At 32.5% G+C, this 26,530-nt stretch carries 18 protein-coding genes; 14 read left to right on the top strand and 4 right to left on the bottom strand.

Going from position 1 to position 26,530, the window contains the following annotated elements; translation table 11 throughout:
• The first annotated feature begins 39 nt into the window (after positions 1 to 39).
• The 8 genes from ABD939_RS06725 (at position 40) to ABD939_RS06690 (ending at position 11,570) form a co-directional block, all read left to right on the top strand.
• Positions 40 to 3,285, top strand: coding sequence for a SusC/RagA family TonB-linked outer membrane protein (locus ABD939_RS06725; RefSeq protein ID WP_345166075.1), 3,246 nt, complete (start codon positions 40 to 42; stop codon positions 3,283 to 3,285).
• Positions 3,286 to 3,291: 6 nt separating this feature from the next.
• Positions 3,292 to 4,893, top strand: coding sequence for a RagB/SusD family nutrient uptake outer membrane protein (locus ABD939_RS06720; protein ID WP_345166070.1), 1,602 nt, complete (start codon positions 3,292 to 3,294; stop codon positions 4,891 to 4,893).
• A gap of 18 nt (positions 4,894 to 4,911) precedes the next feature.
• The gene (locus ABD939_RS06715) at positions 4,912 to 6,150 is read left to right on the top strand and encodes a hypothetical protein (protein ID WP_345166068.1); all 1,239 of its coding nucleotides are present in this window, start codon (positions 4,912 to 4,914) and stop codon (positions 6,148 to 6,150) included.
• Between the two features lie 21 nt (positions 6,151 to 6,171).
• Positions 6,172 to 7,668: a PKD domain-containing protein gene (locus tag ABD939_RS06710; RefSeq protein ID WP_345166064.1), complete on the top strand. Its 1,497-nt coding sequence runs from the start codon at positions 6,172 to 6,174 to the stop codon at positions 7,666 to 7,668.
• Positions 7,669 to 7,719: 51 nt separating this feature from the next.
• Positions 7,720 to 8,640, top strand: a complete 921-nt coding sequence (locus ABD939_RS06705; protein WP_345166061.1) for a polysaccharide lyase family 7 protein — start codon at positions 7,720 to 7,722, stop codon at positions 8,638 to 8,640.
• A gap of 105 nt (positions 8,641 to 8,745) precedes the next feature.
• Entirely contained in the window at positions 8,746 to 9,447 is a 702-nt protein-coding gene (locus ABD939_RS06700; protein WP_345166055.1) for a FadR/GntR family transcriptional regulator, read from the top strand.
• 29 nt (positions 9,448 to 9,476) lie between these two features.
• Positions 9,477 to 10,775 (top strand): MFS transporter, encoded by a 1,299-nt coding sequence (locus ABD939_RS06695; protein WP_345166052.1) that lies wholly within the window; start codon positions 9,477 to 9,479, stop codon positions 10,773 to 10,775.
• Positions 10,776 to 10,817: 42 nt separating this feature from the next.
• A complete protein-coding gene (locus tag ABD939_RS06690) occupies positions 10,818 to 11,570 on the top strand; it encodes an SDR family NAD(P)-dependent oxidoreductase (protein WP_345166049.1) in 753 nt (250 codons plus the stop codon).
• 87 nt (positions 11,571 to 11,657) lie between these two features.
• Here ABD939_RS06690 and ABD939_RS06685 read toward each other — a convergent pair whose 3' ends face one another.
• Positions 11,658 to 12,725 (bottom strand): T9SS type A sorting domain-containing protein, encoded by a 1,068-nt coding sequence (locus ABD939_RS06685; protein WP_345166044.1) that lies wholly within the window; start codon positions 12,723 to 12,725, stop codon positions 11,658 to 11,660.
• Positions 12,726 to 13,006: 281 nt separating this feature from the next.
• On the opposite strand from ABD939_RS06685, the gene ABD939_RS06680 reads away from it, so the two are divergent.
• Entirely contained in the window at positions 13,007 to 14,152 is a 1,146-nt protein-coding gene (locus tag ABD939_RS06680; RefSeq protein WP_345166040.1) for a T9SS type A sorting domain-containing protein, read from the top strand.
• A 60-nt stretch (positions 14,153 to 14,212) separates the two neighbouring features.
• Here ABD939_RS06680 and ABD939_RS06675 read toward each other — a convergent pair whose 3' ends face one another.
• From ABD939_RS06675 to ABD939_RS06665, 3 genes are all read right to left on the bottom strand, one after another.
• The gene (locus tag ABD939_RS06675; RefSeq protein ID WP_345166038.1) at positions 14,213 to 15,586 is read right to left on the bottom strand and encodes a hypothetical protein; all 1,374 of its coding nucleotides are present in this window, start codon (positions 15,584 to 15,586) and stop codon (positions 14,213 to 14,215) included.
• An 88-nt stretch (positions 15,587 to 15,674) separates the two neighbouring features.
• A complete protein-coding gene (locus ABD939_RS06670; protein ID WP_345166035.1) occupies positions 15,675 to 16,052 on the bottom strand; it encodes a hypothetical protein in 378 nt (125 codons plus the stop codon).
• A gap of 100 nt (positions 16,053 to 16,152) precedes the next feature.
• Entirely contained in the window at positions 16,153 to 17,388 is a 1,236-nt protein-coding gene (locus ABD939_RS06665; protein WP_345166032.1) for a 3-deoxy-D-manno-octulosonic acid transferase, read from the bottom strand.
• A 153-nt stretch (positions 17,389 to 17,541) separates the two neighbouring features.
• On the opposite strand from ABD939_RS06665, the gene ABD939_RS06660 reads away from it, so the two are divergent.
• The 5 genes from ABD939_RS06660 (at position 17,542) to ABD939_RS06640 (ending at position 26,526) form a co-directional block, all read left to right on the top strand.
• A complete protein-coding gene (locus ABD939_RS06660; RefSeq protein WP_345166029.1) occupies positions 17,542 to 18,699 on the top strand; it encodes a DegT/DnrJ/EryC1/StrS family aminotransferase in 1,158 nt (385 codons plus the stop codon).
• Positions 18,692 to 19,711 carry a UDP-glucose 4-epimerase GalE gene (gene galE / locus ABD939_RS06655; RefSeq protein WP_345166027.1) on the top strand — a complete coding sequence of 340 codons (1,020 nt, stop codon included), beginning with the start codon at positions 18,692 to 18,694 and terminating at the stop codon, positions 19,709 to 19,711. The genes ABD939_RS06660 and galE overlap by 8 nt, the downstream gene beginning before the upstream one ends.
• 378 nt (positions 19,712 to 20,089) lie before the next feature.
• Positions 20,090 to 21,466 carry a helix-turn-helix domain-containing protein gene (locus tag ABD939_RS06650; RefSeq protein ID WP_345166024.1) on the top strand — a complete coding sequence of 459 codons (1,377 nt, stop codon included), beginning with the start codon at positions 20,090 to 20,092 and terminating at the stop codon, positions 21,464 to 21,466.
• 250 nt (positions 21,467 to 21,716) lie between these two features.
• The gene (locus ABD939_RS06645) at positions 21,717 to 24,884 is read left to right on the top strand and encodes a SusC/RagA family TonB-linked outer membrane protein (protein ID WP_345166022.1); all 3,168 of its coding nucleotides are present in this window, start codon (positions 21,717 to 21,719) and stop codon (positions 24,882 to 24,884) included.
• A 10-nt stretch (positions 24,885 to 24,894) separates the two neighbouring features.
• Positions 24,895 to 26,526, top strand: coding sequence for a RagB/SusD family nutrient uptake outer membrane protein (locus ABD939_RS06640; RefSeq protein ID WP_345166019.1), 1,632 nt, complete (start codon positions 24,895 to 24,897; stop codon positions 26,524 to 26,526).
• The last annotated feature ends 4 nt before the right edge of the window (positions 26,527 to 26,530 follow it).

Here is a 26,530-nt window from a genome sequence, read left to right as displayed (position 1 = left end):
ATACTGTAAGAGCTCATATTAAAACATAAAAAACTAATTATGAATTTAAAAAACAAACTAACACTTATTGTAATACTACTTTTTAGTATTACGGCCATTGCTCAAGATAAGACTGTTAGTGGTACAGTTGTTTCTGCAAATGACAAAATTCCTATCCCAGGTGTTAATGTAATTGTAGTTGGAACATCCAATGGAACATCAACAGATTTTGATGGAAATTATCAAATTGAAGTAGAAAGTGGAGACGTTTTACAATTTACTTACGTTGGTTTTAAAACGCAAACAATAATTGTAGGAGAACAAAAAACAATTAGTGTCTCGTTAATCGAAGATATATCTCAACTAGAACAAGTTGTTGTTGTAGCCTACGGAGAACAAAAACAAAAGAACGTTACCAGTGCTTTAACAAAAATAGATTCTGAAGAAATTCAAGACATTGCGGTAGCTCGTATTGAAGATGCACTTCAAGGTAGAGTTGCAGGTTTAAGAATACAAACTGTAGCATCAGAAGCAGGAGGTGATCCAAAAATAACGCTTAGAGGTCCCGGTTCAATTACAGGATCTTCTTCTCCATTAATAGTAGTTGATGGTGTTGTATTAGGTACAGATGCCGATATATTATCATCTATTGATAACAATAACATTGAATCAATAAGTGTATTGAAAGATGCATCTTCTGTAGCAATATACGGTTCTCGTGGGGCAAACGGTGTAATTTTAGTTACCCTTAAACAAGGAATTGAAGGAAAAACGCGATTTTCATTCAATTCGTTTACAGGTTACAAATTTGCAACTGATAATGAAAATTTTACATTTTCAGTTGCTGAAGAAAGAGCTCGTTTAGACGGTTTACAGAGTGCTGTTGACGCCATTGTAGACCCTGTAAATTTTGATAGAGTTAATCTTAGGTACGATCAAGCATATGCCGAATTAGCAGCATGGGATTATTTATCTACTTTAAGTGGAGGTGAACTAGATTTGCAGGATGAAATATTACCTGGTGGTACTATAACGAGTCATTCATTTGGAGCAAGAGGCGGTTCTAAGCTTACAAAATATTCTGCATCTGTAGCTTATCTTGAAGATGAGGGAATAGCACTAGCAGATAATTTTAAAAAATATAATGCAAACCTAAAAATAGATACCAAATCTCAAAACGAAAAGATAAAGGCAGGAGTTAACCTTCGCGCTAGTTATAATGATCAAGATAGATTGCCCGCTAGATTTACTGATGCGTTAAGACAATATGGTGCTATACCTTTATATCTAAATCAAGACCACCTAGACATTTTTAATGCATACAGAGATGCAGGTGGAGAACTTAGTACTGCAGGTACTCAGTATGAAAATTTAGAAGTAGGAAGTTATGGGTTTTCTAGACTTTTTGATAGAGTCTTTTTCCAAGATCAAACTAATAGAAGAGGTCTTTTGTTAGACCCTAACACAGGTTTACCTGTAATAAACACTCAGCAAGGGTTGCCTGGGCAGTTAACGTTAGGATTAACTAGAAATGTTGGTCCGTTAGTACCATATCTAGAAAGATCAAGAATAAAAAGAAGGTTCAGTTTAAATGCATCAGCTTATGTGGATTTTAAATTAGCTAAGGGTCTTAATTTCAAACAAACCATTTCTGGGGTTTTCAGACATACAAAAAATAATGACCGAGATTTTGTACTAGGAAATGAGAACATAGTAAACTTTGGTGACGAAGCATTTCGTTTAGAAAGAAGAGATGAAGTTAATCAATATGTAATTGAATCTGTATTAAGATATAAGAGAGGTTTTGGAAAACATAACTTCAATACAATTTTAGGTTTCGAATTTACGAATAGAGATTTTTTCAGACAAGAATCAGAAGCTTTTGGTGTGTATTCTAATGACTTTAATGAAAACATAGCGCTAGCAGATGGAGCTACAACATTTACTCAAAATGGGTCGGATAAATTAGTTTCATATTTTGGTAGATTAGATTATAATTATGATGAAAAATATTTAGTACAAATTTCTGCACGTACAGATGGAAGTACTAGGTTTGGTTCAAATACCAGATACGGATTTTTTCCTGCAGTATCAGCCGGTTGGAATGTTTCAAGTGAAGATTTTTTATCTTCAAGTGATGTTATTACATTTCTTAAGTTAAGAGCTAGTTATGGTATTTCAGGGTCTAATCAAATTTCAAATAACATATTTGATTCTTTATATAGATTTGAGGAAACCTATGCAATAATAAGCGCTAATGGACAATCTGGTGTAAAAAACACTGCTTTAGCAAATGCCAATTTAGGTTGGGAGAAATTAGTAGAGTTTAATCCTGGTTTAGATATTACATTCGGAAGAAACCTATTTAGTTTAACGGCAGATTATTATACAAGAACAAGTGAAGATTTAATACTTTCTGCACCAGTTTCTGCAACATATGGTGTTGATACCTTCTTGCAGAATATTGGAAAAGTTAGGAATCATGGTGTAGAACTTGCCATTAATTCTAGAATTTGGACTAATGAGAATTTTAGTTGGAGACTTTCAGGTCAATTTGGCTTGAATAGAAATGAAGTTTTAGATTTAGGAGGAAATGAACAAATAATATCCAGAATAGATCAAGAAAGTAGACCAACAGAATTCATTGCAAGTATTGGCTTACCTATTACATCTTTTTACGGTTATGTTTTTGATAGAGAAATTGATATCGATTTTATAGATAATCCATTTAATAGATTTAATAACGATTTTGCTGAAGTATATGTAAAAGATTTAAATGGCGATGGTATTATTGATGCTGATGATAGAACGCAAATAGGAAGCCCTTATCCTGATTTTACGTGGGGTTTCAATTCTGATATCTCATATAAAAATATAGATTTCACATTTCAGTTTCAAGGATCTCATGGTGGAGAAGTAAGAGTAGCAGATTTAGATCAACTACTTTTTGCAAGTGAAGGTGCTGTTCAAGCAACTGCATTACCAGAAGTAGAACGAGATAAAGTTGTACCTAGAAGATTTACTAGTGCGCATATACAAGATGCCTCTTTTGTAACTTTAAGAAATATTACGATAGGTTACACTTTACCAGAATCATTAACTAGCAAATTAAGTTTTGATAGATTAAGATTATATGTAACAGGAAATAATTTGTTCTATTGGACAGCACGAGAATATCAAGGGTTTAATCCAGAAGCTGCAGGTCAAACATCCAGTAATGCAAATACACCTTTAACAGCAGGTTACCAAAGAGGTGACGGACCTGTGGTGAGAACTATATCAGCTGGTATTAACTTTCAATTTTAATTAATTATGAAAAAGACATTTAAATATATAAAAGTATGCCTCGTTATGATAGCTTTTCTTTCTTCTTGTGAAGAAGAGTTAGATTTAAATAACCCAAATGCATTTTCTCTTGAGGAATTGTTACAAACCGCAGATGGGTTTGAGTTATTAGCAGTTGGGGTAATAGATAGTTATCAAAAAATTCCAGCAAATGAATTTTTGTTAATTGAATTAAGGTCAGATAATAGTAGAGCGAATGCTCAAAATGGTGTTTATCCAGATATTGATGCCTATAATATGGATGCCAATAATGGAGATGCTGCAACGTATTGGTCTAATAATTATGCTACTATTTTTAGAGCAAATTCTATTATAGAGAATAAGTTTTTAGCTCCAGAAGAATTTCAATATACCATTGGAGAAGCATATTTCTTTAGAGCTTTATGCCACTTTAATTTGGTAAGAGCTTACGAGAATGTTCCATATTTAGATAAAGTACTAGATATTAATTCAGATGAAGCCGAAAACTATCCTCAATTACCACCATCAGAGGTTTATGCAAAAATAGTTGAAGACTTTAGAACATCAATTGCTTTTTTAAACGGAGCTCCTCAAAACAGATATCGTCCTTCAGAAGGTGCTGCTATTTGTTTACTGGCTAAAACTTTTTTAAGTCAGCCAAATCCAAATTATGCTGAGGCAGAATTACTATTGGCTTCTATTGTAGAAAACAATGCATCCTTTGGATATGATTTATTGACTATTGATAGAGATGAATCAGAAAATTTCTTATTCGATGCCGATCCAAATGATCCTACTGTAAATATTTTAACTAATGAAGAATATCTTGCAAATCAAGCTATTACCTTCGCAAAGGTTTTTGGAAATGAGTTTGTAGGTGAGTTTTCATCAGATAATTTACGATTAGATGGATCGTTTACAAATAATGAAGGTTTAGAGATTAATGAAGAGATTATTTTTTCTATTTCTTATGAAGCAATTAATACAGATAATGTTGTAAGTAGTCAAAGTGGTTTAGACGATCAAGTTGAGACTGATGCAGAAGGGTTTAGTAATGCCATGACAGCAAGTGGACCATCTAACGGAGTAAATGTTGCTACACTAGATTTACTTTCTGTTATGACTCCAGAATTACAACCAGTAAGGTTTGATGGAACTTTTAGAAGTATTACCGTTATTGCAGATGATCTTTTAAATGATACATTTAACTCTAAGTACCCATCTTCCGGGGAAGCGAATGGAAATGATTGGATTATATTAAGATATGCTGATGTACTGTTGTTATATGCAGAAGCTATTTTAGCTGGTGGAGATTCTACTACTGATACAAGAGCAATTGAAGCATTTAATCAGGTAAGATTAAGAGCTGGTCTAGAAGAAGTTGTTAATTTAACAAAACAGCAACTATTGGAAGAACGTAGAGTTGAATTTGTTTATGAAAATCAACGCTTATATGATTTAATAAGATTTAATGAAGCAGATAATGTTTTAGGGGCACATTCAAATAGAAATGGCTTCCTATACACAAGTGATAAAATTTATCTGCCAATTCCACAAAGAGAACTGGATAATTTACCTGGTGTTTATAACCAGAATAACGGATACTAAATTAAAAACTGCATACTAATGAAAAGATATTTGTTTAATTTAAAAAGTATGTTCTTAGGTACATTTGTACTATTAAGTTCATGCTTAAATGATGATTTACCTGATGTAGGAGACTTAGTTGATCTTACAGGACCAACACCATCATTTAATTTTAATGAAATTACTTCCTCACAATTTACTTGTGATGAAGTTTTAATATTTGCTGATTATGAAGTTTTCTTTGAAGCAGGTACAAATTTATCTGTAAACGGAACACAATATGAATGGGAAATTACAGAAATTATTAATCCAAATACTGGACAAGAACAGGAAGTTCCAGTTGCTGTAGATTATATTAATAGTGAAAGAACACGATTGATTGCTTCTATAGAAGCTTTAAAACCGGATGTTATAGCCATAGAAGAGGATATCGAAGAGCTTGAATTAAAGTTGCCGTGTGAAACAGACCAAGTAAAGATAGATGCAATTTTAGCAGAGATTAGTGCTTTAGAAATTGCTTTAGAAGTTGCAAAAGATGCTTTAACAGACGATACTCAACAAAGTATATCAGATTTGGAAAGTCAAATTTCTAATTTACCAGCAGGTACAATTAACGATCAAAATGTAATTGTTGCTTTCCCTGGTCCAGGTACATACAAAGTAGCTTTAACAGTAACTGATAACAATGGTTGGAGCAATGCTATAGATGAAAGTCTTACCATAGTTGAAGCAGTACCAACCATTCCAGTTCCAGAAATTGCAGAACCAAGTTTTGAGGATAATAGTTTACCTGATGGAACAGGAGATGGTAGAGATTCTTGGAGAGTACCAAGTAATTCTGCTTGGAGCCCGTTAGGAGGAGGAACTACCGTAATACAAATTAATACAGATACTAATCCTGTAGACCCACCTAACTTACCTGATGGAAGACAAGCAGCTAAGTTTCCTGCAGGTGGAGCTAGAGTAGCTTACCAAGAAATTGAAGTAACACCTGGAGCAGAATATGTTTTAACCTATCATTCCGCTTTTGAAGTTACACAATTCGCAGAACTAAAGGTTTCAATTTTGAAACCATCAACATCCAGTTATACTGAATCTTTATTAGAAGAAAATATTATTGCTTCAAGAACAGATAATAACATTGATAGAGTTGATAATATATGGAGGCAACATGCGCTTTCTTTTGAAGCAGGTGAGAACGAATCTGTTATCATTTATGTAACTAACTCAGGGGACGAAAGTAGATTGGATTTCTTTGAAATTTTAGTTAAACAATAAAAATTTTAAAAATTTAATGTTATGAATTATAAAGCAATTAAAAACCCAATAAAAAGTATTTTGTTATTACTTTTTATGTTTTTGGGTCTTATATCATGTTACGACACTGGTTATGAAGAGTTTGTTCCACCCACTGGAAATGTAAATAACATTCAGCCTAACACTTTATTTACAACAAGTACAAGTGCTAGTGATAATTTACAAATTGTGTTTAGAAGTTATTCTACAGATGCAGTATCTTATTTATGGGATTTTGGAGATGGAAATACATCAACTGAAGCAAATCCAGATTATACATATGCTACAGGAGGCTTATATGCAGTAACATTAACAACAACAAGTTCTGATGGTTTAGTAGCTAATGCGTCAGAGAATGTATCACCTATTTTTGTAGATTTTAACTTTACTGCTATAGATTCTGAAGTAACTTTCGAGAATTTAACAACTGGGGCAGAAAGTTTAGTTTGGGATTTTGGTGATGGAGATATTGTGGAGTGGAATGTTGAAGATACAGAAGATGATTTAGATTTTAGTCCTGTACATGCTTACAAAACAGCTGAAACTTTTCAAGCAACACTTACTGCAACAAATTATTTAGGAGTTCAAGTTTCTGTAACTAAAAATATCGAAGGTTTGGTATTATCTACCGTTCCAGATTTTACATTTGATGTGTCTTCACTAGATGTACAGTTTACTGATGCATCAATTTTAGCAGTATCATACAGCTGGGATTTTGGAGATGGTAATACATCAACCGAAGCAAGTCCAACACATACTTATGCTGCTGCAGGCACATATGATGTTACACTAACTACAACTAATGCTGCAGGGGTTTCCAGAAGTATTACAAAACCGGTTCCTGTAGGAGGAATAGAACCAACTTTTAAAGTTATTGTGCAAAATGCTGATTGTAATGTTCATACATCAAATACTGGTGATAATGCTGATGCTTGGGATATGACGCCTAACAGCACGGTGGTTGATGATGTTCTCGGAACAATAGATAGCCCATATAGAGCACTTTGGCGTAATGATGAATTGAATGCTTATATAGACGCTACATTCTGTACCAATGAACAACCAGGATCTACAAGTGATGGTAATAAATTTGGTCCTAATGCAGGAGGAGGAAGAGGTGTAAAACTAAGTAATAGTTGTCGTCGATTATATCAGTTAGTAGCTGTTGAACCAGGTGTTGAATATACCTTTACTATCGATACACGATCTGAAGCTGCAGGAATTAATACAGAAGTATTTATTTTAAATAATGAGATAACTACTGAAGAAGCTATTAATACTGCAGCAGCACGTGCAATTAATACAGATGGTTACGCCTTGATAGATAACGACTTTAATAGTTCAAAATCATCAAGTTCAAACGATACATTTACAACTACTACGGTAACATTCGAGGCTTCAGCCAACATTGCAGTAATCTATGTTAGGGCTTTAAATGCGGTTGATAGTAGTAATGAGGTATTTATTGATAATATTGACATAATAACACCAGGTTTTTAATACAATAACATTAAATACAATAATTGCCTCTAGTTGAAAAATAATAGTAAAATGAAACATTTCCGAAAAGAAATATTAAGTATTTTGTTAATAGCATTTCTCTCTGTAAACGCTACGAGTCAAACCGACAAGGGTGGCGTTTCAGAGTCGGAAGATAAAGTTGAAACAAAAAAAAATAAGAAAAAGAAAAGAAAGAAGATTAAGTTACCTAAAATTGATTTAAGCCACTGGAAAGTTACTATTCCAGAAGGTGAAGGCAAAGGCAAAACTATAAATGTAGAACCACCAGAAATTTTTGATTATGCTACAAACGAGGTTTTAAAACCTTTTATGTATAACGATTCTGTAAAAGGAGCTTTAGTTTTTTATGCTTACCCTAGTAATTCTGTAACTGCAAATACAAAGTATTCCAGATCAGAATTAAGAGAGCAAATGGTACCAGGTGATAATAATGTGAATTGGACTTTTCCTCAAGGAGCTAACATGAAGGGTAAGCTAGAAATGGGAGGAACCACAAGAGATTCTGATGGGAAATACCATAGAACTATAATTATGCAAATTCATGGTAGATTAACTAATGAGCAAAGAGATTTAATTGGAGCGAAAGACAATAATGCTCCACCAATATTAAAAATATATTGGGATAATGGTAAAATTAGAGTTAAAACCAAAGTGCTTAAAAATTTAAGTGCCAGTGATGAAGAGATTTTACATGAAGAGGCATGGGATGATGACGAAGGTTTTAATTTTGAACAAGAAGTTGGTTTTAGAAAATTTACACTGGAGGTTAAAGTATCAGAAGGTAAAATGGTAATAATTTTGAATGGAAATGAGTATAAAGTCTACGAAAGCATTCACATGAGAAGGTGGGGTGTTTTTGAAAATTATTTCAAAGCAGGAAACTATTTTCAAACCAGAGATGAAGGTGCTTATTCAAAAATAAACTATTACGAATTAGAAGTAAGTCACTAAAATAATGACATATAAATCATTAAATTTCTTTTTAAGAAATGTTACCTAAATATTTTTTAAATTGAGCGATTAAGTGATTAACTCTTTATAGAAACAATAAGTTATATGAAATTAGAAACATTAGTAGTAAGCGATAATCAAAAGGTTCAAAATCTTGTTATTAGTAAAATAAGAGAATTAATAAACTATAAAAATTTAGAACCAGGGGATAAACTTCCTTCAGAGAGAATGTTATCTGAAAAGTTTGAGGTTTCCAGAGGCATGGTAAGGGAAGCTATTCAAAAACTAGAATTTTATGGCTTATTAAAATCAAAACCTCAAAGTGGAACTTTTGTAGCAAATATTGGAGTTATTGCCATGAATGGTATGATTGACGATATTTTAAGGCTAGGAGATCAAGATTTTAAGTCTTTAGTAGAAACAAGAATATTATTAGAATTAAAAACAGTAAGATTAGCAGCTACAAGAAGAACAGACGAAGATTTAGCTCTAATGAAATCTGCTTTAAATGCTTTTTCAGAAAAAGTTAGAAATGGTGAAGATGCCGTACAAGAAGATTTATTGTTTCATTTGGCAATTGCTAAAGCTAGTGGCAATAACACAATGAATACCTTTATGTTAATGATAACACCAGAAATTATAACCAATTTCGAAACCTATCACGTTTGTGATAAAGGGTTAGCAGAAAAAGGAATAGATGAACATCAAGCTATATATGATGCTATAGAACAACAAAATCCGCAATTAGCTAAAGAAAAGATGAAAGCGCATTTTAGTGTGTTATATCAATATTGCTATAGCGTTTAGTTAAACGATTTTTAAAACGAAATATAAATATGAAAATTAAAGGCTTAAGATGGTGGGTAGTAGGACTTGTGGCGTTAGCTGCTGTTATAAATTATATTGATCGGCAAGCCTTTGGAGCACTTTGGCCCGATATTGCCAATGAATTGTTCCCTGAAATGGATAAAGATGGGCATAAAGCAATCTATGGTACAATATCAACTGTTTTTATATTATCATATGCTGGAGGTCAAGCTCTTTTTGGTAAAATTTTCGATTGGATAGGAACGAGATTAGGTTTTGCTCTTTCAATTGGAGTGTGGTCTATTGCAACTATGTTACACGCTTTTGCTCAAGGGATTCTAAGTTTTTCAATTTTCAGATCAATACTAGGGATTGCAGAAGCTGGAAACTGGCCCGGAGCTGCTAAAGCTAATGCAGAGTGGTTCCCAACTAAAGAAAGAGCACTTGCTCAGGGAATCTTTAATTCAGGAGCAGCTATTGGAGGTATAGTAGCTTACCCAGTTATTGGACTATTATCAGTTTATTTCGATTGGAAGGCTATTTTTATAGTAGTAGCAGTACTTGGTTTTTTATGGTTATTACCGTGGTTATACATTGTGAAAGCAACACCAAAATCCCACCCTTGGCTTACAGAAGATGAAAAAAAATATATTCTATCTGGACAAAAAAATCAAGACATTGACCAAGATGGAAATTATGATGAAGGGTATACTCCAAGTACAGGCGAACTATTAAAGCGTAAAGAAAGTTGGGGAGTTATAATAGCCTCAGCTGCAATCGACCCCATTTGGTGGCTTTTTATTGTTTGGATACCAATTTATCTGTCAGAAGTATTTGGAATGAATGTAAAAGAAATAGCATTTTCAGCGTGGGTACCTTATGTTGGAGCAATGGTTGGAGCAATATTTGGTGGTTTACTTGCCAAAAATAGAATTTCAGCAGGATGGTCGATAGATAAAACACGAAAAATGACTATTACATTAGGTTGTTTAATTATGCTTCCGTGTTTTTTCCTCTTAAAGGCGCCAGGTTCTGCTATAAATGCAGTAATTATTATGGCCGTTTTACTTTTTGGGTTTCAAGTGGCAATTGGAAATATTCAAACCATTCCAAGTGATCTTTTCAGTGGGAAAATTGTAGGGACACTTTCAGGATTTGCAGGAATGGCCGCTAAACTAGGTGCAGCTGGACTTACAATATTAGTTACGCTAGTAACAACTGGTGGTAATTATACACCTGCATTTATAATAGGTGGCGCACTAGCAATAATAGCATTGCTAGCCATTTGGGTTTTATGCCCTAAAATTGAGCCTTTAAAAGAAAAGTAAAATTATATAAGCAATATAAAAATTAAATATAAATAAATAATTATGAGTAAAATAGCAGTAATCACAGGAGCTACAGGTGGTATAGGTTTTCAAGTAGCAAAAAGACTTGGGAAAGATGGGTATACAGTAGTTTTAAATGGTATAGAAGATGAAGCAGGGGCAAATAGAGTTAAAGAGCTTGCTGCTGAAGGAATAACTGCGGAGTATTATGGATTTGATGTAACAGACGAAGAAGCTGTAACTTCAAATATTAATAAAATTGGAGAGAAGTATGGAAAAATAGACCTTCTTGTAAACAATGCCGGAGGTTTAGGTGGAAGATCTAGATTTGAAGGAATGACTACCGAATTTTACAGATTTGTAATGGCATTGAATCTTGATTCTACTTTTTTTGCTTCAAGAGCAGCTATCCCATTTCTTAAAAAGGGAGAAAATGCTTCTATAATTAATTACACATCAATTGCCGGATGGAACGCTGGAGGACCTGGTGCCGGTATTTATGGAACATCTAAAGCAGGAGTTCATGCAATAACAAGAGCCTTAGCTAAAGATTTAGCTGAATATGGTATTCGAGTAAATGCTGTATCTCCAGGTACTATAGATACTGATTTCCACAAGCAAATTAAATCAACAAAGCCAGAAGTTTTTGCTTCATGGAAAAATAATATTATGTTAGGAAGACTAGGTCAACCTGAAAATGTTGCATCAGTTGTTTCATTTTTAGCGAGTGATGATGCTTCTTTCTTAACTGCTGAAACTATACAAGTTGGTGGAGGACAAGGTTTAGGAATATAAAAATTAAGTTCAATTTATTTTAGTTATTGAAAAGGGTTATTGGACGAAAGTTCAACAACCTTTTTCTATTTAATAAATCGAAGATTTTTATTCAATTAAGCACTTTAATACTTTTATGACACGTTTATCTTTAACAAGTTTAATGTAATAAAGGCCTCTACTTAAAATAGAAACATCTAGTTTTTTGTTTTTTAACCGTTTAATTACTTTAACCTCGGCACCTAAACTATTGTGCAGAACAATGGCATCATAATCCGTTTTTTGGATGTTTTTGAAAGTAATGGAGTTTTTAGATGGATTAGGAATTATGCGGACACTATCAAGTTTTTCTTTTAATTCTTTATTAGTTAAAGTTTGAATTTCTTCAATGCTAAAGTCATTAAATAAAACTTCCTCATCTTGTAAATCACTTATAGTATTTAAGCTTCTGTAAATACCCCATTTTGGTCTTGCAAAATCGGCGCCGTCTTGCCACATATCAAGTGATGCATTGTTGTAATTTAATAATGTTGCTCCATTGGAAATACGTTTTATTACGATAGAATAACTACCATTATCGCCATACGTTATGGTTTCATTAACTTCCACCCAATGCCCTTTAAATAAACTTAAATCTGCAGTCTGTATTGTATTTTGATCATTAGTTGGTGTATATCTTAATTCAATACGATCTGGATTTCCCTTCCTTGCAGTTAAAGTAATCATAGGAATAGATGCTAAAGATCCACCAACAGATTTTATTTGGTGCAAATGAGTAAAATTTGGAGATACTTGAAAGCTACTAGGTAACTTAAATTTCCATTTGTATTCAACTGTTTCACCAATTACGGCTTTTAAATTATCTGGTGAAGGACTATAAGTTTTTATTTCAATTCGTTGTCTGTCAAAATTTTGACATCTATCGTTATCAGGGGTTCTATGAGCTATAAAACGAAAAACATTAGTGTTTAATTCATTATCAAAAACTTCGTCAATATGTCTTCCAAAAGCAGTGTGAACACAATCAGGTACTTCAATAACATTATTGCCTGGAGCTAAAACGGCATTTATATCCTCATAGGTATTCCCAGGTCCGTTAGAGCTTAAAGTAACTTGAGCGTTAACTTGACTAACAAATGAAACATAAAATATAAAACTATAAAGTATTTTTTTCATAAAAAATTAATTGGTTAACCAATTTATAACATATATTTTGATTGATAAAGGTTTATACTTAAAATATATTTAGTTTAATATTAATTGTGTTTTTTGTTAATGTTTAATTTAATGCTCTTTTAGCTAAATAGTTACGATTTTTTTATTATATTTGGTAAACCAATTTGGTAAACCAATTATTTCTCTAAAATTATTAAATAGTTCCTAGGACTTTAGGCTAGATATAATTTTCACTGATTTTAATTTATAAAAATTTAATATTAACTAAAACTAAAACAATTATGAAAACAAAATTACTTTTTGCATTATTACTTATCTCAGCTTTGGGTTACAGTCAAACCTATGATAATTCTGCAGGTTATTATATCAACGAGTTAATTGCCAGCATATCTGGTACTGACACTCCTGACGAATATATTGAATTGAGAGGACCTGCTAGTGGAACATTGCCTGCAGGCACTTATTTTATAACAATTGAAGGTGACGGAGAAAGCGGAAACCTTGGTGAAGTCCAAGAAGTTTTAGATTTAAGTGGTCTTAGTTTTGGGGCTAATGGTTATCTTACAATTACTTTTACACCAGCCGTAGGAACTAATTCTTATGCTACTTTATTAGCGGCTGCAGGATCTAATGATTATGATCAAACTTCTGTAACAGGATACGATGGTGACTTATTGGATTATACAGCATCCTATTTACTTATTAGTGCACCTGCAGATCCAGATGGTGTAGTAGTTGATGGAAGTCCTCTTGATGGAGAGTTTGATTCAGCCGGAGCTCATACTTCGTGGAATATATATGATTCTGTAAGTTCTATGGATGATGATGGTGGGGCTGCTGATACTGAATATGCTTGGGCTCAAATGAATGTAACTACAAATTATACAACTACTCCTGGTTATTTCTCTTTTCCTAGTACTAGCTCGGTTATTAGTTGCGATAATACTCCAGGAGGTGGCTCAACATCAAATGTTTATTATATAGCTAGACAAGGTACTTCAACAGGATATGATTCAGTTACAGATTGGATGGCTGGACAAACTAATTCAGGTTCAACAAGACCAAATTGGACATTTTCAGGTACGGATGCAAAAAACGTTCCTGATGCTCTTAGTGGAACAACTTTACCTGATTCTACTTTTGGAGGACCAAATGTTGATCCAGCTAATGACGTATTGTCTACAGAGGATTTTGCGGTTTCAGATTTTAGAATATATCCTAACCCAGCTTCAACAACTATAACAATTAAATCTTCAAAAACAGAGATTGATTCAGTTGAATTATATAATATTTTAGGGTTAAGAGTTTTAGCAACTAAGACATTAGAAAATGATGCTATTGATGTTTCAGAAATGGCATCTGGTGTTTACTTACTCAAAGTAAATTCTGATGAAACTTCAGTTACTAAACGTGTTGTTATTAAATAGGCTAATAAAAAATATCAAAGTAAAAAAGGCAGCTTAATTTTAAGCTGCCTTTTTTACTTATTATTCAATGCATTTTAGCTTATCAATAAAAAAATCTTTATAATCAAGATCCGAAGTAGTGACCGCTTTTTTTGTGCCCCTGAAAGTAACCATTTTTATGGGAGATTCTTTCAGTAAATCTATTTTAGAGTCTGATAATAAAGCCTCTAAGCTAAAATCTGTACAATTTAAACTTCCTGAATGGTATAGAATAATAACTTGGTTGTTCTCAAGAGTAAACCTTACACTCGATCTTGTACTTGGAACATAACTAACGCAACCTAAATCTTCTGCTAAGTTAATATGGATTTTTGCGACATTACCCTCCCTAATAAGCTCAATACTTAATTTCTCATTAAGCGAATATTTTTCTGTTATTATTATTTGTCGTTTATAATAGTTATCATATTCATTGATAAAATAATGACAAGTATTTTTAAATTTAAATTTTTCTAAATATTTGGGGTCTTCTTTTTTAAATTCGGAAATAGAATCTAGTTTTCTTTGTTTGGCTAGTTGTTCTTGTTTTAGTTTAGCAATTTTGAGAGCTTCCAGTTGTTTTTGTTGAGCTTCTTTTAATTTGTTTAAAGAGTCTTGCTTTCTTTTTTGGTTTCGAGCTTCTTGTTTTTCCTTGGCAATTTTAAGAGCTTCAAGCTGTTTTCTTTTTTGAATTTCTTTAGCTTCGGCAATAGAATCTAGTTTTCTTTGTTTGGCTAGTTGTTCTTGTTTTAGTTTAGCAATTCTGAGAGCTTCCAGTTGTTTTTGTTGCGCTTCTTTTAATTTGTTTAAAGAGTCTTGCTTTCTTTTTTGGTTTCGAGCTTCTTGTTTTTCCTTGGCAATTTTAAGAGCTTCAAGCTGTTTTCTTTTTTGAATTTCTTTAGCTTCAGCCATAGAATCTAGTTTTCTTTGTTTGGCTAGTTGTTCTTGTTTTAGTTTAGCAATTCTGAGAGCTTCCAGTTGTTTTTGTTGGGCTTCTTTTAATTTGTTTAAAGAGTCTTGCTTTCTTTTTTTAATACTATCATCTTTAGGTTTTGTAATTTCTCTTATTCTTTTCTGTCTTTTCTCTTTTGCTTCAATAGCTTTAAGTCTTTGCTTTTCTTCATTGGCAAAATAAAGATCCATCATAGCTTCATTAACATCTAAAAAGTCATCTTTAACATAGCCTACCCATTCTTTATACTTTACTTTATACGTGTATTTGCCTAAATATTCAGTAACTATACATTTTTCATTTTCTTCAAATTGAGCTAAAATATTGGTGAAATCGTTGAAATTTTTATACAAATTACCACTTTCAATGAATTTAGTACGAATAGCAATATCCTGAGAGAACGAACTTCCAGTAGCTATTAATAGAAAAAATAAAGAAAAAATCGTTATACTTTTTTTTTGCATTATTCGATGGTAATCTATTTGGGATGAGAATATAAATTTAATAAAAAAACCGCCATTTGGCGGTTTTTTATAAGTTCAATATAAGTTATTAGTGATCAACTTTAACTTCTTTTACTTTAGCTTTTACAGCTTCAGCAGCTTTGTTTGCAGCATCTCCAGTTGCCTTAGCGGCATCGTCTACAGCTTTATCAGCAGCATCAACTGCACTGTCAACTGCATTGCCTGCAGCGTCTACTGCATTGTCAACAGCTTCGCCAGCGGCATCAACAGCATTGTCTACAGCGTCTCCAGCTTCGTCAACGGCATCTCCAGCAGCGTCAACAGCATCATTTGCAGCATCTTCAATAGCATCTCCCGCGTTCTCAATAGCGTCTTCTACAGAATCAGCTTTTTTTGTATCTCTACAAGATGTGAACGTTAAACTTAACGCTAGTAATAAAGCAGTACTTAAAAATAATTTTTTCATCGGTTTGTGTTTTAGTGTTTATTGTTTACTAATTTAAAAAGTTTTGTTAAATATTAACAAAATATAATGGATCTTTTTAACAAATGTTAACGATATCAATTTATATACGCAGATAATCGAGTATTTGGATGACAGCACCTTTGTTTTTTTGTATAAAATTGAAATTATAGCTTCCAGTTTTTTTTCTTTTTTCTGAATTAAATATTAATTCGTTTAAAATTTCGTCAAACTCTTTTTGATTAGATATTGAAAACATACCTTTATTTTCAATCATTTGTTGTGCTTCAGGGAATTTAGAATGATTTTTGCCAATAATGATAGGAACCCCAAATATTGCAGGCTCTAAGGTATTGTGTAAACCTGTATTGCCCATAGCTCCGCCAACATATGCTATATCTGCATAATTGTAAATTTTAGTAAGTATTCCTATAGTATCAATAATAAAAACGGAAGCATTTTTAAGGTTTTTGTTTGTCTTTTCAGAAAACAAAACAGCATCTGTATTTAGTTTTTGTTTTAAATTTTCTATTTGTGTTGGTTTTATGTTATGAGGTGCAATAATGAATTTAATATCTTTCGACGCTTTATTATTTATGTAGTTTATTAAAATAGTTTCGTCTTCAGGCCATGTGCTTCCTGCAACAATACAAAGATTGTTGTTTTTAAAATCACTTATAAAATCTAGAGTATTGTCTAATTCTAATTGACTAAAAACACGATCAAATCTTGTGTCGCCCGAAATAGTAACTTTATTATAGTTTATGGATGAAAGTAGTTTTTTTGAAATTTCATTTTGTGTAAAAATATGTTCGAATGCAAATAATGCGTTTCTAAATTCTTTACCATAGAATTTAAAGTAGAGTTGGCTTTTCCTGAAAGAAGCAGATATTAAAATAGCTCGAAGGTTTTTGAATTTTAATGCATTCAAAAAATTTGGCCAAATGTCATATTTAACAAAAATAGTAAGTTCAGGGTTTAAAATATCTAAAAACCGTTTGGCGTTTTTTTTAGTATCAATAGGAAGGTAAACTACAACGTCTGCAATCGGTGTTTTTTTTCTTATTTCGTAACCTGAAGAAGAAAAAAAACTAAGTACAATTTTGTGGTTTTTGTATTGATCTCTTAATGCTTTAAAAACAGGAAGTCCTTGTTCGTATTCTCCTAATGATGCACAATGAAACCAGAATGTTTTATCTTTTGTGGTAATGTTTTTTTTAAGGATTTTAAAGGTTTCCGATCTTCCAAGTACACCTTTTTTTACCTTATTATTAATTGGAGCAATGCATTTTAAGGCAAAATCGGTTAAATAAATTCCTATGTTATAAATAAAACGCAATATTCTTTCTTTAACTGCTAAAATACATTTCTTTGAAACAAATTCATTGGTTAGCGTGTATGAATTTTGTAATTTTGAAAACTACAAACCCACATTGGGATTCATTAAAATAAGTCAGGATTTCTTTAAAATACAGACTTTAAATTATTTTAGATGAAGAAAATACAAATGGTTGACTTAAAAGGTCAGTATAACGACATTAAAGATGTTGTTAATCCTTCAATACAAGAAGTAATTGAAACTGCTGCGTTTATAAACGGTCCAAAAGTTCATCAATTTCAAAAGAATTTAGAAGCATATTTAGGTGTAAAGCATGTTATTCCATGTGCTAATGGTACTGATGCGCTTCAAATTGCAATGATGGGTTTAGGATTAAAACCCGGTGATGAAGTAATTACCGCAGATTTCACTTTTGCTGCAACGGTAGAAGTTATAGCTTTGTTACAATTAACACCTGTATTAGTTGATGTTAATGAAGACGATTTTAACATTAATATAGAGGCCATAAAAAAAGCAATTACGCCAAAAACAAAGGCCATTGTACCAGTGCATTTATTCGGACAATGCGCTAATATGGATGCCATTATGGAAATAGCAGAAGCTAATAACCTTTTAGTTATTGAAGATAATGCGCAAGCCATTGGTGCTTATTATACCTACAAAAATGGTAAAAAAGTAAAAGCAGGAACTATTGGTAATGTTGGAGCTACATCATTTTTCCCTTCCAAAAACCTAGGCTGTTATGGAGATGGGGGAGCCATTTTTACTAATGATGATGATTTAGCACACACTATTAGAGGTATTGTAAATCATGGTATGTATGAACGTTATCATCATGATGTTGTTGGAGTTAATTCAAGATTAGATAGTATTCAAGCTGCAGTTTTAGATGCGAAATTACCCCATTTAGATAGTTATAATAAGTCACGACAAGCAGCTGCAAGAAAATATAGTAAAGCCTTTGAAGGTATTGATAGTATAATAACACCTAAAACAGTTAGTAAAAGCTGTAATGGAATTTGCGATAATTGTGATTGTCATGTTTTTCATCAATATACATTAAGAGTTAAGGGTATTGATAGAGATGCACTTGCGAAACATTTAAATGAAAAAGGAATTCCTTGTGGTGTATATTACCCAATTCCACTACACAAACAAAAAGCATATTTAGATGAGAGGTATGAGGAAGTTGATTTTGAAATAACCAATAAGTTAGTAAAAGAAGTAATTTCCTTGCCAATGCACACGGAGTTAGATGATGAACAAATAGAATTTATTACATCAACAATTATTGAATTTATAAATGGATAAAATATTAGTCACAGGAGGTTTAGGTTTTATAGGGTCTCATACCGTAGTTGAATTACAAAATGAAGGGTATGAGGTTATTATTATCGACGACTTGTCTAATTCTTCAGAACAAGTTTTAGATGGGATTGAAGCCATAACTGGTGTAAAACCCGCATTTGAAAAATTAGACCTTAAAGAAAAGGATAAAGTAGAATTGTTTTTTGCAAAGCATAATGACATTAAAGGAGTTATACATTTTGCTGCCAGTAAGGCGGTAGGTGAGAGTGTTAAAGAACCCCTAATGTACTATGAAAATAATATAGGGACTTTGGTTTATATCCTTAAAGAACTGAAGAAGTTGCCTTCAGCTAGTTTTATTTTTAGTTCATCATGCACTGTTTATGGGCAAGCAGATGAATTGCCAATTACAGAAGATGCACCAGTTAAAAAAGCAGAGTCTCCCTACGGAAATACAAAACAAATTGGTGAAGAAATTATTCAAGATACTTGTAAAATTGTTCCAACATTAAAAGCTATAGCTTTACGCTACTTTAATCCTATAGGTGCACATGATTCTGTTCATATTGGTGAGTTACCAATAGGAGTACCACAAAATTTAGTGCCATTTATTACACAAACAGCTATAGGTTTAAGAGAACAATTATCTGTTTTTGGAGATGATTATCCTACTCCGGATGGTACTTGCGTTCGCGATTATATTCATGTTGTTGATTTGGCAAAAGCTCATGTTATTGCTCTAAAAAGATTGTTAGAAAATAAAAATAAAGCAAAATATGAGACTTTTAATTTAGGAACTGGTAAAGGGAGTTCTGTGCTTGAAGTTGTAGAATCTTTCGAGCGTGTTTCTGGAAAAAAACTAAACTATAAAATAGTAGATAGAAGAGAAGGAGATGTTATTGCAGCTTATGCAGATACAAATTTAGCTAATAACGAATTAGGATGGAAAACCGAATTATCTCTTGATGATGCTATGCTTTCTGCATGGAATTGGGAGCAAAAAGTAAGAGCATAAGTATTAGCTTAAATTACATAATATATTGAAAAAGGTTGCTAAATTACTAGCAACCTTTTTTTTGCATATTACTAATGGAGTTCTCACTTTAGAGGTAATTTATTATCGGTGATTACCTTTTTAAGGTTTTTTTAAGAGTTTTAAGCAACATTATTTATAATTTCATGTTAAGTTGGTGTTATTTGGGTATTAACCATGCCAACTATATTTTATTCATCAATCAAATTAATGACTAATCAGCCTAAAGTATTCATTTTAGTATGCTTGTTATGTTTTGTGTTTAACATGCAAGCAACGAACACATTGGTTTGTAATACACAAAGTTTACCACGAGTCCAAATCGATAGCTTAATATATGAGAAGAGTATTAACTATGATATGACTCAGCTAGAATTGTTGACTCTTTATCATGACGCTTTATTGACTAAACGAAATGATTCAATTCAAATTTTTAAAAAATTAGCTTTACTTAATGCAGAATTAGAGCAGCCAGATGATGCTTATGTCTTTACAAAAAAGTACATTAATAATACACTAGACTTTTCAATTTTAAATAATGGAGCTTATGAAAGTATAGAAGATTCAAATCAGTATAAAAAATTAAAAAAAAAATATATTGCCAATTTTAATTGGTTGTCTTTTTTATATTTATACGTAGCCTTAATAGGTTTCTTCTTTTCCGTCACAATAAATTTTACTAAAAAATCTAACAAGTTTTCCAAATTATTTATATCCTGCTTTGTAGGGGCCCATTCCTTATTTATACTTGAATTTGTATTATACATAACAAATTACAGATATAATTTCCCTCATACATATAGAATATCTTCATTGGTTGCCTTGTTATTTGGGCCATTATTATATTTTTATTTTAGAAGTGTAACTAGAACGTATAAGTTTAAAATAGTTCATCTTTTTCATGTTTTACCAACAATAGCATTACTCATATTTTTATTTCCAATGTATCAAGCATCTTCAGCCGAAAAAGTGAAGATGATGTTAGATATTCATGCAGATAAAATAACGTTTGATTCTGTAATTTTTATTTCTAAAGTGATTTCGTTATCTATTTATACAGTGCTTATAGGAATACTATTATTTCATAAAAAGAAAGGAAACTCTATTGGAAATATTCCTAAATATGAAGCTAAATGGAAAAAGAATATTTACAGAATACACATTATTTATGTGATTTCATATTTATTTTATGGGTTTTCAGTATTTGATGTTTTAGGGTCTGTTTATATGTACTATATACAAGTATTAGTTATGTCTATCATGGTTATATATATTGCATATATGGCCTATGTACAGCCTGATATTTTTAAAAATCAATTTATTCCACTTAGAGACCAATTATTTTCAGAGAAATATCAGAAATCAGGCTTAACAGACGCACTATCAAAAGAACTTAAAGAGAATTTGATAAAACTTCTTGTTGAAGAGAAGGTCTACAAAGAAAACAATATTAATCTTGAAAGACTCTCACAAAAGCTAAACACTACAAGGCACAATGCTTCTCAAATAATTAATGAACATTTTGAAATGAATTTTTTCGAACTGATAAATAAGTTTAGAATTAAGGAAGCGACAAGAATACTAATAGAAGATGTTCATGGGAGTTTAAATATAATTGATGTGGCTTACGAAGTAGGCTATAATAACAAAGTAACTTTTAATAAAGCATTTAAAAAGGAAACTTCACTAACGCCTTCAGAGTTTATTCATTCTCAAAATAAAGTAAAAGCCAAGTAAATCAAAAGTAAAATACTATCGGTAAAGTAAACTATTATGGGGTTTGCCTCTACAATAGCTCTTTATTCTTTTTTTCGTTGTTGCAATTGTAAAAGGTAGAGTAGTAAGAGTACTTTACTTAAAATATTCTTTATGATTTCTCTGAACTTTGATTTCATTGTAAAGTTATAGTTTTTTGAATTAGTCACTTAAAAAACCTTACTGCTTACCTTTTTTCAATCTGCATAGACTAATTCAAAACACTTAATTTATGAAATTAAAAAACTACTACTTAATGTTAGTTTTTTTTATTGGCGGTTTAGCATCATTGCAAGCGCAAGAAAAAACTATCACAGGACAAGTTACGGACGCAAATAATTTGCCATTGCCGGGAGCAACGGTACTTGTTAAAGGTTCTAGAACTGGAGCATCAACAGATTTTGATGGAAATTATTCGTTAAATGCAAGTCAAGGTGAAACACTTGTATTTAGTTACATAGGGTATGTAACAAGTGAAATTGTGGTTGGAACAAGTACTACGATTAATATTACACTTCAAGAAGATGCTACAGCTCTTGAAGAAGTTGTTGTTGTAGCTTATGGAACAACAACAAAAGAAGCATTTACTGGTTCTGCTGCTGTTGTTCAGTCAGAAAGTTTAGAATTAAGATCATTAACATCACCTATCGCTGCTATCGAAGGGAATGTTTCTGGCGTTCAATTTCTTTCGGCTTCAGGACAGCCAGGATCATCACCAGGTATTGTAATTAGAGGGGTAGGAACCTTAAATGGTAGTACCACACCTCTTATAATTTTAGATGGTATAGATTTTCAAGGAGGTCTAAACCAGATAAATCAAGATGATATAGCGTCTTTAACTGTTCTTAAGGATGCAGCCTCAACTTCACTCTATGGTTCTCGTGCTGCAAATGGCGTAATTATAATTACCACTAAAAAAGGAAAAAGAGGTTCTGGTGTTTCAGTAAATGTTACTAGTCAGTATGGAATAATGAACAGAGCAATAGATGAATACGATGCAACTAGTCCTTCACAGTACTACGAAGCTATGTGGCAAGCTTATAAAAACTCACCTGTTGGTCAAGCATCTGCAAATCCTGCTGCAGCAGCCTCAGCAAATATTTTTGGTCTTTTAGGTAGAAATCCTTTTGATGTCCCTAACGATCAAATTGTTGGAGTTGATGGTCAAATAAATCCTAATGCTTCTCTAATTGCAGAGGATTTAGATTGGTGGGATGCTTTAGAAAGACAAGGAAGCAGGCAAAATCATTCTGTGACTGTTGCAGGAGGTGGAGAAAACAGTAACATATTTCTTTCGATTTCTGACTTAAAAGAAAAAGGATATGTTATTGAAAGTGATTATGAGAGAACTACTGGCCGTATAAATGGTAATTTAGATGCAACTGACTGGTTGACATTTGGAGCTAGCATTAATTTTGCAGATGAAAAGACAACAGGTCCTCCATCAAGAAATAATGCAACAGCTAACGTTTTTAGTTTTGCTAAAGATATAGGGGCTATTTATTCCCCTTTCTTATTAGACCCTAACACTGGAGTAATTTTAAGGGATGAAGCTGGTAATATTTTGTGGGATAGAGGAGAAGGTAATCCCGCCTTAGGCATTCAATCAAGACCAACTAATATTGGTCGTAATGCTTTAGAAGAGGCGATTTTGAATAATGAACTCACTAAAAGAAATAATTATGGCTACAGATTTAATACCGATATAACCATTATAGATGGTTTAAAACTAAGCTTAACTTACGGTAAAGATATTCAAACTAGTATTAATCAGAGTTATGAGAACCCAGTTGTTGGTGATGGAGATCCGAATGGGAGATTTGATGAAACTAGATTTACAAGAACTGTTGAAAATTTTAATCAAATAATTAATTATAATAAGTCTTTTGGTAATCATAATGTTGATTTAACATTGGGTCATGAAAGTTTCAATAGAGCTTATGAAGAGCAAAGAACGTTTAAAGAAACTGAAACAGCATCCGGAATTTATCAATTAGATAATTTTTCAATCATTTTAGATGGATCTGGAAGTAGAGAAGATTATAGGCTTGAAGGTTTTTTTGCCAGACTTAACTATAACTTTAATAATAAATATTATTTAAGTGGATCTGTTAGAAGAGATGGTTCATCTATTTTTTTAAATAACAAATGGGGTACATTCTATTCATTTGGAGGGTCATGGAGAATTGATCAGGAAAGTTTTATGAATAGTGTTTCATTTGTTAATAATTTAAAATTACGTGGATCTTATGGTCAAGTAGGAAATGACTTTTTATGGCAAGATATTAATGCTACTACTCTCGAACGTGATTTTTATATTTCACAGGCTTTATATGGAATTCTTCCAAATCAAGGCGACCCTGGTATTTTTTGGCAATCAACAGGTAACGCAGATTTACGTTGGGAAAGTGTTGAGAGTTGGGATTTAGCTTTAGAATTCGGGTTGTTTAATAACCGCTTATCTGGAGCCTTAGAGTTCTACAGAAAGAATTCTTCAGAACTTTTATATAATGTGCCTTTAAGACCGAGTGTTGGTCAAAATCAAGGACCAAATAATATTGGAGACATGTACAATCAAGGATTTGAACTTACTTTAAATGCTCGTTTAGTAGATACTGATAATTTTTCATGGGATTTAGGCTTACAAGCATCAACTTTAGAAAATAAAATTGAGTCGTTACCCGAGCCATTCGTAATAGGGTCTAAGCGATGGGCAGAAGGTCGATCAAGATATGATTTCTTCATTCATGATTTTGCTGGTGTAGATCCAAGTAATGGGGATGCGCTGTATTATATGTATGAAGAAGATGATGATGGAAATGTGGGGATTCCTATATTAAACGATAATGGAACTCATAAAACAACTAACGATTTTCAAGAAGCAGGTCGTGGCTACATCGATTCAAATACGGTTCCAGACTTAATAGGATCAATTAACAATAGTATCAGTTATAAAAACTTTGATTTAAGTGTTTTATTAACCTATCAATTAGGAGGACAATTATTAGACTACGGATATGCAGATATGATGCATGAAGGTGAATATGGTGAATCATTACATCCCGATATTCTAAATGCATGGAAACAACCAGGAGATATAACTAATGTTCCTCGTTTACAAAATGGAGACCAAAATATATCTGCAAGACTTTCATCAAGATGGTTAACGGATTCTGACTTTTTAGCACTTAGAAATGTAAGTTTAGCTTATAATTTAAGTGATACTGTTACTGAAAAAATAGGTGTAAACAGATTTCGACTATTTCTTACTGGTGAGAATTTGTTTATGTGGGCTAAACGTTCTGGTTTAGATCCGCAATACAACTTAGCTGGTACTCCAGAAGGAAATGATTATAGCCCAAATAGAGTTATATCTATTGGTGTTAATGTTGGATTTTAAAAAAATAAAAATGAAAAATAAAATGTTAAACAAAATCACACGAAAAATTTATATGCTATTGTTGGCTTTGTCTTTAATAGTAACTTATAGTTGTTCAGAAAGATATCTTGATACTGTTCCTACAGATTCTATTTCAGAGGCTGCAGCGTTTTCGAATCCAGATAATATAGACCTTGTTTTAAATGGTCTTCATAGGCAAATGTATTCATCAGAATTAAATGGAGGTTCTGGAAGTAGAAACGGTGAAAGTCATTTTTTACCGTCCTTAGATTTTATCTCAGGTGAGGTTATTCATACTGGTCCAGGATTTAATTGGATGAAAGGAGAAGCACAATGGTTATTACATACCAATGCTAATTCTACCACGGTTTTTAATTTTTGGTACCAACGTTATCACTTTGTTGCTACATCAAATGCTATTATTAATAATGTTGCAGCTTCAGATTTTCCTGAAACACCGCAAATAAATAGAATTTTAGGACAAGCACATGCTTATCGAGCATGGGCTTACTGGAGATTGGTTACTACATTTTCTAAAGGATATATTATAGGTGATCCTACTACAGATCCAGGTGTGCCACTAACAGATGGTTTAGGTATAAGTGAAGGTGCTCCTCGGGGAACTGTAGCTGAGGTATATAATCAAATAGAAAATGATATAGATAGTGCTATCGAGTTTTTGAAAGTTGCGAGTGCTCCTGACAATAAATCAAATATTTCTTTAAATGCAGCTTATGGTATAAAAGCTCGTGTTGCTTTATCTAAAGGCGATTGGACAACTGCGGCAACAAATGCAGCTTTAGCAAGAGAAGGGTTTCCGTTGCTAGATGAAGCAGGTTGGGATATAGGGTTTAATTCTGTTGAGCTATCTGAAGTAATCTGGGGAAGCCGCATCATTGATACAGAATCAAATTTCTTTTCAGCATATTTTTACTATATCTCTTTTATGTTTAATGGAGGGGAATGTAGAGGTAATAATAAAATTATAGATATAGAATTGTATGAAGATATCCCTGCTACGGATTACAGAAATAAAGCATGGTTGCCACTAGCACCGAATACCAACTCCGCTGCTTATAATGGACAAGGTGGAAGTTTTGAAGTAGACCCTAATTATGATGATGCAGCATCTTTTGATGCTGCAAAAGCTGCTATTATAGCAGAATATGGAGCTACTTCACGTCATAACACGCATCCTTACATGAATGTTAAATTCAAACAATCGAGACCAGGCACCAATAATCCAGATGATGTTATTTATATGCGTTCATCTGAGATGGTTTTAATTGAAGCTGAAGCAAAAGCTATGATGAATGACATATCTGGAGCTCAAGATGCTCTTGATATTTTAGCGTCCGAAAGAGATTCTGCTTTTGATAAAACTGCTTTTACTACCCAAGATGCACTCATGGACCAGATTAAGTTTCAAAGACGTGTAGAATTATGGGGTGAAGGTTTTGGTTATCATGATAAAATAAGATGGGATGAGGGTATTGATCACACAAACTCTGGAGCTTCTTTAAATATTTATGGTGATGGTTTTATTCAAGAAAGACCATCAGCTAACGATGATTGGGTGTTTAAAATCCCACAAGATGAAATTAATGCAAACTCGTTTTTAACTGAGGCAGATCAAAATTAATTGT

The sequence above is a fragment of the Algibacter aquimarinus genome, from assembly GCF_039543265.1.
Lineage (GTDB): Bacteria > Bacteroidota > Bacteroidia > Flavobacteriales > Flavobacteriaceae > Algibacter_B > Algibacter_B aquimarinus.
The sequence above is the reverse complement of the archived record's forward strand: the minus strand, read 5'-3'. Positions and strand labels throughout refer to the sequence as shown.

What these genes read in the sequence shown, in the direction of transcription:
- ABD939_RS06725 (WP_345166075.1), top strand. Translation starts at nt 40, where the DNA reads ATGAATTTAAAAAACAAACTAACACTTATTGTAATACTACTTTTTAGT.
- ABD939_RS06720 (WP_345166070.1), top strand. Translation starts at nt 3,292, where the DNA reads ATGAAAAAGACATTTAAATATATAAAAGTATGCCTCGTTATGATAGCT.
- ABD939_RS06715 (WP_345166068.1), top strand. Translation starts at nt 4,912, where the DNA reads ATGAAAAGATATTTGTTTAATTTAAAAAGTATGTTCTTAGGTACATTT.
- ABD939_RS06710 (WP_345166064.1), top strand. Translation starts at nt 6,172, where the DNA reads ATGAATTATAAAGCAATTAAAAACCCAATAAAAAGTATTTTGTTATTA.
- ABD939_RS06705 (WP_345166061.1), top strand. Translation starts at nt 7,720, where the DNA reads ATGAAACATTTCCGAAAAGAAATATTAAGTATTTTGTTAATAGCATTT.
- ABD939_RS06700 (WP_345166055.1), top strand. Translation starts at nt 8,746, where the DNA reads ATGAAATTAGAAACATTAGTAGTAAGCGATAATCAAAAGGTTCAAAAT.
- ABD939_RS06695 (WP_345166052.1), top strand. Translation starts at nt 9,477, where the DNA reads ATGAAAATTAAAGGCTTAAGATGGTGGGTAGTAGGACTTGTGGCGTTA.
- ABD939_RS06690 (WP_345166049.1), top strand. Translation starts at nt 10,818, where the DNA reads ATGAGTAAAATAGCAGTAATCACAGGAGCTACAGGTGGTATAGGTTTT.
- ABD939_RS06685 (WP_345166044.1), bottom strand. Translation starts at nt 12,725, where the DNA reads ATGAAAAAAATACTTTATAGTTTTATATTTTATGTTTCATTTGTTAGT.
- ABD939_RS06680 (WP_345166040.1), top strand. Translation starts at nt 13,007, where the DNA reads ATGAAAACAAAATTACTTTTTGCATTATTACTTATCTCAGCTTTGGGT.
- ABD939_RS06675 (WP_345166038.1), bottom strand. Translation starts at nt 15,586, where the DNA reads ATGCAAAAAAAAAGTATAACGATTTTTTCTTTATTTTTTCTATTAATA.
- ABD939_RS06670 (WP_345166035.1), bottom strand. Translation starts at nt 16,052, where the DNA reads ATGAAAAAATTATTTTTAAGTACTGCTTTATTACTAGCGTTAAGTTTA.
- ABD939_RS06660 (WP_345166029.1), top strand. Translation starts at nt 17,542, where the DNA reads ATGAAGAAAATACAAATGGTTGACTTAAAAGGTCAGTATAACGACATT.
- galE (WP_345166027.1), top strand. Translation starts at nt 18,692, where the DNA reads ATGGATAAAATATTAGTCACAGGAGGTTTAGGTTTTATAGGGTCTCAT.
- ABD939_RS06650 (WP_345166024.1), top strand. Translation starts at nt 20,090, where the DNA reads ATGACTCAGCTAGAATTGTTGACTCTTTATCATGACGCTTTATTGACT.
- ABD939_RS06645 (WP_345166022.1), top strand. Translation starts at nt 21,717, where the DNA reads ATGAAATTAAAAAACTACTACTTAATGTTAGTTTTTTTTATTGGCGGT.
- ABD939_RS06640 (WP_345166019.1), top strand. Translation starts at nt 24,895, where the DNA reads ATGAAAAATAAAATGTTAAACAAAATCACACGAAAAATTTATATGCTA.